The sequence below is a fragment of the Oleiphilus sp. HI0080 genome (assembly GCF_001635135.1).
On the sequence record NZ_LWFU01000070.1, the window covers coordinates 1 to 722 of the forward strand.

A 722-nucleotide genomic window follows, 5' to 3' on the forward strand; every position below is an offset into this window, starting at 1 on the left:
TGTTGCCATCAAGATACTCTATATCCGGCATCGCCTTGATGTCCCCATGCTGCAAATAATGAAGTATCTGCGTATTTAATATGGGATGGCTTGAAAGCACTTTATGATCTGGCTTTTGCAAACCAAGACGCGTCAAATCGCCATTGAGCATGCGCAGTAAACCACCGAAGACAAGCTGCGATAACTTGATCGGCATCCAGTCGCTTTGAGCACCAAACACATCAGCAGGCATTCCAAATATATGCTTAGGCACGAAGTGGTAACCACGACGCAAACTAATATAGGCATTGTCGGCCATGTATGCGGCGTCACAAGCAATGTCGACTCCAGAGTTGCCGGCACCCACCACCAACACATTCTGGCCCTTTAAGCTTTGTGGATCATGATAGTCAACGGAATGAAGCACCTCGCCGGTAAAGTTTTCCTGCCCCTTCAATGTCGGCTGGTGTTTGTACCAGTTTGTACCCGATGCACAGACTAGCCATCGCGACTCGTCAGAAAAGCGCTCTCCGTGCGCATCCTCACCCTGAATTAACCAGAGCCCCTCTTTGAATTCGATCTGGGCCACTTTGGTTTGAAAGCGTATGTGTTGCAATAAACCATAATGCTCAGCAAAGCTTTTTATATACTCGAAAATTTGCTTGTTCGAAGGGTAATCTGGGTAATCCTCAGGCATCGGAAAACCTAAATGGCCAGACATTGTCTTGGAAGAGATAAAGTGC

General features: G+C 47.1%; 1 protein-coding gene. It reads right to left on the reverse strand.

What is annotated here, in order from left to right:
- On the reverse strand, positions 1–722 hold a 722-nt coding region (locus A3751_RS00985; RefSeq protein WP_156492154.1), incomplete at both ends, for an NAD(P)/FAD-dependent oxidoreductase.